Source organism: Vibrio sp. St2, from assembly GCF_947311885.1.
GTDB classification, from domain to species: domain Bacteria; phylum Pseudomonadota; class Gammaproteobacteria; order Enterobacterales; family Vibrionaceae; genus Vibrio; species Vibrio coralliilyticus.
This window is the reverse complement of record NZ_CAMZNA010000010.1, coordinates 131736-138434: the sequence shown is the minus strand read 5'-3', so window position 1 is coordinate 138434 and position 6699 is coordinate 131736. Positions and strand designations below refer to the sequence as shown.

The 6699-nt window shown below is 45.8% G+C and carries 5 protein-coding genes, 2 tRNA genes and 1 rRNA gene; 3 read left to right on the top strand and 5 right to left on the bottom strand.

Annotated elements, in window-relative coordinates; genetic code table 11:
* The first annotated feature begins 117 nt into the window (after window positions 1-117).
* From QMA41_RS21580 to QMA41_RS21570, 3 genes are all read left to right on the top strand, one after another.
* A tRNA-Thr gene (locus QMA41_RS21580) sits at window positions 118-193 on the top strand.
* 13 nt (window positions 194-206) lie between these two features.
* A 5S ribosomal RNA gene (rrf, locus tag QMA41_RS21575) occupies window positions 207-322 on the top strand.
* A gap of 31 nt (window positions 323-353) precedes the next feature.
* Window positions 354-430, top strand: a tRNA-Asp gene (locus QMA41_RS21570).
* Between the two features lie 281 nt (window positions 431-711).
* Here QMA41_RS21570 and QMA41_RS21565 read toward each other — a convergent pair.
* The 5 genes from QMA41_RS21565 to leuA all read right to left on the bottom strand — a co-directional run bounded on the left by QMA41_RS21565 (window position 712) and on the right by leuA (window position 6371).
* Complete coding sequence (locus tag QMA41_RS21565; protein ID WP_281630574.1) at window positions 712-1494, bottom strand: DUF547 domain-containing protein; 783 nt, start codon at window positions 1492-1494, stop codon at window positions 712-714.
* 109 nt (window positions 1495-1603) lie between these two features.
* A complete protein-coding gene (gene leuD, locus QMA41_RS21560) occupies window positions 1604-2206 on the bottom strand; it encodes a 3-isopropylmalate dehydratase small subunit (RefSeq protein ID WP_038513581.1) in 603 nt (200 codons plus the stop codon).
* 10 nt (window positions 2207-2216) lie between these two features.
* Window positions 2217-3617: a 3-isopropylmalate dehydratase large subunit gene (gene leuC, locus QMA41_RS21555; RefSeq protein ID WP_281630573.1), complete on the bottom strand. Its 1401-nt coding sequence runs from the start codon at window positions 3615-3617 to the stop codon at window positions 2217-2219.
* 54 nt (window positions 3618-3671) lie between these two features.
* Window positions 3672-4763: a 3-isopropylmalate dehydrogenase gene (gene leuB, locus QMA41_RS21550; RefSeq protein WP_281630572.1), complete on the bottom strand. Its 1092-nt coding sequence runs from the start codon at window positions 4761-4763 to the stop codon at window positions 3672-3674.
* Window positions 4764-4823: 60 nt separating this feature from the next.
* A complete protein-coding gene (gene leuA, locus QMA41_RS21545; RefSeq protein WP_021458391.1) occupies window positions 4824-6371 on the bottom strand; it encodes a 2-isopropylmalate synthase in 1548 nt (515 codons plus the stop codon).
* Between the last annotated feature and the right edge of the window lie 328 nt (window positions 6372-6699).

The following is a 6699-nucleotide window of genomic DNA, read 5'->3' as shown; positions in this document are numbered from 1 at the left end:
GAACTCAGAAGTGAAACGCAATAGCGCCGATGGTAGTGTGGGGCTTCCCCATGTGAGAGTAGGACATCGCCAGGCTTTAAATACCCTGTTTGAGATAAATATCTTGAGCAAAATTATGCTGATATAGCTCAGGTGGTAGAGCGCATCCTTGGTAAGGATGAGGTCCCCAGTTCGAGTCTGGGTATCAGCACCAGCAAAGAATTTTGCTTGGCAACCATAGCGCTTTGGACCCACCTGATTCCATGCCGAACTCAGAAGTGAAACGAAGTAGCGCCGATGGTAGTGTGGGGCTTCCCCATGTGAGAGTAGGACATTGCCAGGTTATTATTTAGACTCCAGAGTCTAACCAGTGCGGAGCGGTAGTTCAGTTGGTTAGAATACCGGCCTGTCACGCCGGGGGTCGCGGGTTCGAGTCCCGTCCGCTCCGCCACTTATTTAGATAAAGCCCTAGCAGTTATGTTAGGGCTTTTTCGCATCTGCAGTATGATTTTAGGCCTGTAACCAACAAGTTCCGTTTGAGCGTAAACTAGGCACCAGGCATTCCCACTGTCAGCCACTTATTGAGAAACCCAGTTAAGCACTGGGTTTTGTGTTTTATGGTATATATGATTTTCTATCGAGTTCCAAAAGGACTTGCTTGCTAAACGCTACTTCGTTCAGTTTTCACTTATTCTGGAGCTGGGTAGTAACACCATTCGTATTGGGTTATCACTATTTCTTTTCGTTTAAGTCCCAATCGTATTCATAACTAAACTTACCACTTAAATCCGATAACTCTGGGCGGTATTTTGCCAGATGCTGGATCAACTGTTGGTTATTACCAAAGTCATCTGCAAACCAATCATAAATGGAAGATAGTTGAGTTTTACCATTTTTGATGAGCACGCCTTTCTCACTGTTAATGAAGGTGGTCGCAGCTTGCTGAAGTAAGGCTTCTGTATTATCTGCAGTAAATGCCTGAGATTGTAGGTTTGGGCAGCCTAAGCTAGCACAGTTGACTGCATAATGAGTTCTTGGATCATTCCATATTGGGCGTAAAATTCGATGTTCTATATCATTCAGCGTGAGCTCTTTTCCATTGATGGTAACCACTTCATCTCCCCAAGGACCAAAACTGAATAATCCACCTAATTTTGTGATCGATTTGATTGGGTAAGCGTCTAAAATCAAATCGACAGTAATCGCGTTATATAAATTTACCCAGTAAGGGTACTGCTCAGCCTTGCTTAACTGAAGTGGATTGATATGACTCAGTTGATCTATGTAGTCCTTGAGTTGTTGTTTATCTTGGACACCGACTGATGAGTATTTAAATAGGGTGTATTCGCCTTCCGTGATGAGATATTTATCGAGTATTTGTTGCCAAGGCTGATGGTCAACTTTGGTGGTATTAGATTCATTACTGGTATTCCAGTAGGGCCAAAGTTCAGATTTGGGAGCAGAGTAAGCGTGGAAAGATATTAACGCGGCGATAAAAGCAAGAAAGAGTCTCATGGTCAGTCCTATTCATAACAACATTAAGATTTTAGACCGAGCCTACGAATGATAACTTTCAAAGAAATAAAAAGGCTGGCATGAGCCAACCTTTTTATATCGGTTTTAATTACTTGAGAAATGAGGGAATCTTACTTTCGTAATCGGCAATTTTATCTTCGTGCTGGAGTGTCAAACCGATGTTGTCCAAGCCATTTAGCAAACAATGACGACGGAATTCATCGATCTCAAATGAGTACTCTTTACCGTTTGCACGAACTCGGTTGGCTTCTAGGTCAACCTCAACCTGTGCTCCTTCATTTGCCTCTACAAATTGAAAGATCTCGTCGACTTCTTGCTCGGTGAGACGAACTGGCACCATTTGGTTGTTGATTGAGTTACCATAGAAAATATCGGCAAAGCTTGGTGCGATCATCGCTTTGATACCATAGTCTGCCAGTGCCCACGGGGCGTGCTCACGTGAGGAACCGCAGCCGAAGTTTTCGCGAGCGAGTAGGATTGAAGCACCTTGATAGCGAGGAGCATTCATTACAAACTCTGGGTTTGGCTGCTCACCAGCATCATCTAGGAAGCGCCAATCATGGAATAGGTGTTTACCAAAACCTAAACGAGAAACTTTTTGTAGGAACTGTTTAGGGATAATGGCATCGGTATCGACGTTCGCGGCATCCAGAGGAACGACCAAGCCTGTGTGTTGTTTGAAACCTGACATCGTTCTCTCCTTAATCCAACTCACGAATATCTACAAAGTGACCAGCAATCGCTGCCGCTGCTGCCATCGCCGGACTTACCAAATGGGTACGACCATCACGACCTTGGCGACCTTCAAAGTTACGGTTTGAAGTTGATGCGCAACGTTCGTGTGGACCTAGGCGATCGTTGTTCATGGCCAGACACATTGAACAGCCAGGAAGACGCCATTCAAAGCCCGCTTCTTTAAAGATGACATCTAAGCCTTCTGCTTCTGCTTGCGCTTTTACTTGCTCAGAGCCCGGTACGATAAGAGCTTGCACGTTATCTGCAACTTTACGGCCTTTTGCTACTTCTGCAGCGGCGCGCATGTCTTCGATACGAGAGTTAGTACAAGAGCCAACAAATACCTTATCGACTTTGTAATCTGATAGTGCTTTGCCAGCTTCTAGCCCCATATACGCCAATGCTTTTTCTGCCGATGCTTTCTCGACAGGGTCTGCGAAGCTTTCTGGTGCTGGGATAGGTTGATCAACGGCGATTACCTGACCAGGGTTTGTACCCCAAGTCACCTGAGGTTTGATTTCCGCGGCATTTAGAGTAACGACTGCATCGAACTCTGCATCGTCATCAGTTTTTAGTGAAGACCAGTACTCAATGGCAGCTTCCAAGTCATCCCCTTGAGGTGCGAATTTACGGCCTTTGATGTATTCGAACGTGGTGTCATCTGGTGCGATTAGACCAGCCTTGGCACCAAGCTCAATAGCCATATTACACACAGTCATACGACCTTCCATCGTCAGATCAGTAATGGCTTCGCCACAGAACTCAACTACATAGCCCGTACCGCCAGCTGCTGTTGTCTCACCAATGATGGCTAAAACGATATCTTTCGCTGTGATTCCAGGATTAACCTTACCTTTCACCTCAATCTTCATCGTTTTAGCACGCGCCTGTTTCAGCGTTTGAGTTGCTAAAACATGCTCAACTTCAGAAGTACCGATACCAAAAGCTAGCGAGCCAAATGCGCCGTGAGTGGCTGTGTGAGAGTCACCACAAACAATCGTCATGCCAGGTAACGTAATACCAAGCTCAGGGCCCATTACATGTACGATACCTTGGTATTTGTGGTTAATGTCGTAAAGGGTTACCCCAAACTCTTCACAGTTCTTTGACAGCGTTTCCATCTGAATGCGTGCCATCTCACCAGACGCATTTATGTCTTTAGTGGTAGTGGAAACGTTGTGGTCCATGGTGGCAAAGGTCTTGCTGACCTGACGCACCTGACGACCTTTTTCACGCAGGCCATCAAAGGCCTGAGGTGAAGTCACTTCGTGTACCAAGTGGCGATCGATATACAAAATTGGGTTCTCACCCTCGGCGGCTACGGCAACGTGTGCGTCGTAGACTTTTTCATACAGTGTTTTGCCCATTATTACTATCCCGTGTATAGCTCCTGACAACGGCTTATCAGGAGCGAATAATTATTATGAATTTAAAATGTACTCAGCGATTTTATCGCCCATTTCTGATGTCGAAAGGGCAGGATTGTTACCCGCTAGGTCGGCGGTCAGCTCTCCGGCAGACAGTGCTTTAGATACTGCTGCTTCAATATCTTGTGCTGCAGCTTCTTCACCTAGGCTGTAACGCAGCATTAGTGCAGCAGAAAGAATCTGTGCAACAGGGTTTGCGATGTTTTTACCTGCGATGTCTGGTGCACTGCCGCCTGCTGGTTCATACAGCCCAAATTGGCTTTCGTTCAAGCTGGCAGAAGGCAACATGCCCATAGAACCAGTGATCATTGCACATTCATCAGAGATGATGTCGCCGAAGATGTTTGAACACAGCATGACGTCAAACTGAGATGGGTCTTTGATTAGTTGCATGGTTGCGTTATCGATGTACATGTGTGACAGCTCGACATCTGGATAGCTTTTCGCTACTTCTTCGACCACTTCACGCCACAGGATAGAGCTCTGTAGAACGTTCGCTTTGTCGATTGAGCAAACTTTCTTATCACGCAGACGAGCTGATTCAAACGCAATTTTCGCGATGCGCTCAATTTCAAAACGGTGATAAACCTCGGTATCAAACGCTTTTTCATTCGCTCCTTCGCCTTCACGACCTTTTGGTTGACCGAAGTAGATACCACCTGTCAGTTCACGTACCACGACGATATCGAAGCCATTGCCAGAAATATCTGCACGTAAAGGTGAGAAAGCTTCTAGGCCTTTGTGAATTTGTGCCGGGCGCAAGTTACAGAACAACTGAAAGTGCTTACGCAGAGGTAAAAGAGCACCGCGTTCAGGCTGATCATTTGGCGGTAAATGTTCCCACTTAGGGCCGCCGACTGAGCCGAATAGTACTGCATCTGCTTCTTCACAGGCTTTTACTGTGCTGTCTGGTAGTGGGCAACCATGATTGTCGATAGCAATGCCACCCACATCGTGCTGGTTGCGAGAGAAGGTAATACCGTGTTTCTTTTCGATTGCGTCTAGCACTTTGTGTGCTTGCTGCATTACTTCTGGGCCAATGCCGTCTCCTGGTAGAACGGCAATATTGTAAGATTTGTCTGTCATGGTAATCCTTTAATTTTTATATCTTTTGTTCCAGAGATGACTCGCATCCCTAGAGTCTACTTATACTGTTGCGATTTTTTTCTGTTTGATTTCAGCAATCTTGTCTGCACGGTGAATGCTGTTGATTACGTGCAATAATGCTTGACCAGAAGCTTCTACGATGTCGGTTGACACACCAGTACCATGGTATTTACGACCTTTGTAGTTGGCGATAATGTCAGCCTGACCAAGCCCGTCTTCACCTTCGCCTTTCGCGGTTAAATCAAACTTGTCTAGCACGATATCATATCCGGTGACGCGATAGATACATTGGTAAAGCGCGTCAACAGGGCCGTTACCTACCGCGGCTTCAGATGTTTCTTCGTCACCACATTGCAGCTTGATACTTGTGGTTGCCATGACGCTACCCGACTGAACACTTAGGTAGTTCAATTTGTAGAAATCATCTTCTTCGCGAAGATTTGAGAAATGCATCAAGGCTTCCAAATCGTAATCGAAAACTTGGCCTTTACGGTCAGCTAGCTTTAAGAAGTCTTCATACAATGCATCTAGATTGTACTCATCTTCTTTGTAGCCCATGGTATCCATGTGACTTTTCACTGCTGCGCGACCACTACGACTTGTTAGGTTTAGTGCTTGGTTCTTAAGGCCGATAGACTCCGGCGTCATGATTTCGTAGGTGTTCTTGTTCTTTAGCATGCCATCTTGGTGGATACCTGAAGAGTGACTGAATGCGTTGGCACCAACAATAGCCTTATTGCTCTGGATTGGCATATTACATAGCTGGCTGACCAATTTACTGGTGCGGTGAATTTCGTCGTGTTTAAGGCCAGTGTGGACCCCCAAGAATTCCTGACGTGTCTTGATGATCATGGCAATTTCTTCTAGAGAACAGTTACCGGCGCGTTCGCCGATGCCATTGATGGTGCCTTCGATTTGACGAGCACCCGCTTGAACGGCTGCGATAGAGTTTGCGACCGACATGCCTAAGTCATCGTGACAGTGAACCGAAATAATGGCTTTATCGATATTCGGAACGCGATCAAACAGAGTTTGGATAATTCCGCCAAACTCGTTTGGCACTGTGTAACCTACGGTATCAGGAATGTTGATCGTGTTGGCGCCAGCGTCGATAGCGGCTTCAACCATACGGCACAAGTTATCAATTGGCGTACGGCCAGCGTCTTCACAGGAAAATTCAACATCGTCAGTGTATTTACGAGCGTGTTTGACCGCTTTGACCGCCATCTCGACAACGTCATCGTAACTGCGGCGTAGCTTATCTTGAACGTGAACGGTGGAAGTAGAAATGAAGGTATGAATGCGGAATTGATCAGCAACTTTTAACGCTTCGCCTGCTGCGTCAATGTCTTTCGCAACAGCACGTGCAAGTGCACAGACTCGACTATCTTTCACGTGTTTGGCGATGGTCTGCACTGATTCAAAGTCACCAGGAGATGAAACTGGGAAGCCCGCTTCAATTACATCAACGCCTAGCCTTTCTAGCGCATAGGCAATCTGCAGTTTCTCTTTAACTGTCAAGCTTGCTGACAACGCTTGTTCGCCATCACGTAACGTGGTGTCGAAAATAATGACTTGATCGTTCATGTTTGCTTCCTTCCTGACTCGTGTGTTTACCACACAGTTAATCGTTTTCTTCCGGTATTTAGGTATAAAAAAACCCGCATCTGCGTGCGGGTTTCTGATATCTCGTTGTGGTTATTTTTCTTCCACAGCCTACCCGCGCGATCGTGTCACGATAAGGAGGAGGCTCAGCAGGATAGAAAAACGCTTCATCATTGTTAACGGTTCCTATTAGGGCGTTAAATAAACCACAAAATTAAGTTAACAAATTAGTACCGCACTCCACCGAGTACGTCAACCCTAAAGTTGTTTTTTTATTCATCAATAGTCAAATGAACTGATTTGTGGCGTT

What these genes read in the sequence shown, in the direction of transcription:
- QMA41_RS21565 (WP_281630574.1), bottom strand. Translation starts at nt 1,494, where the DNA reads ATGAGACTCTTTCTTGCTTTTATCGCCGCGTTAATATCTTTCCACGCT.
- leuD (WP_038513581.1), bottom strand. Translation starts at nt 2,206, where the DNA reads ATGTCAGGTTTCAAACAACACACAGGCTTGGTCGTTCCTCTGGATGCC.
- leuB (WP_281630572.1), bottom strand. Translation starts at nt 4,763, where the DNA reads ATGACAGACAAATCTTACAATATTGCCGTTCTACCAGGAGACGGCATT.
- leuA (WP_021458391.1), bottom strand. Translation starts at nt 6,371, where the DNA reads ATGAACGATCAAGTCATTATTTTCGACACCACGTTACGTGATGGCGAA.
- leuC (WP_281630573.1), bottom strand. Translation starts at nt 3,617, where the DNA reads ATGGGCAAAACACTGTATGAAAAAGTCTACGACGCACACGTTGCCGTA.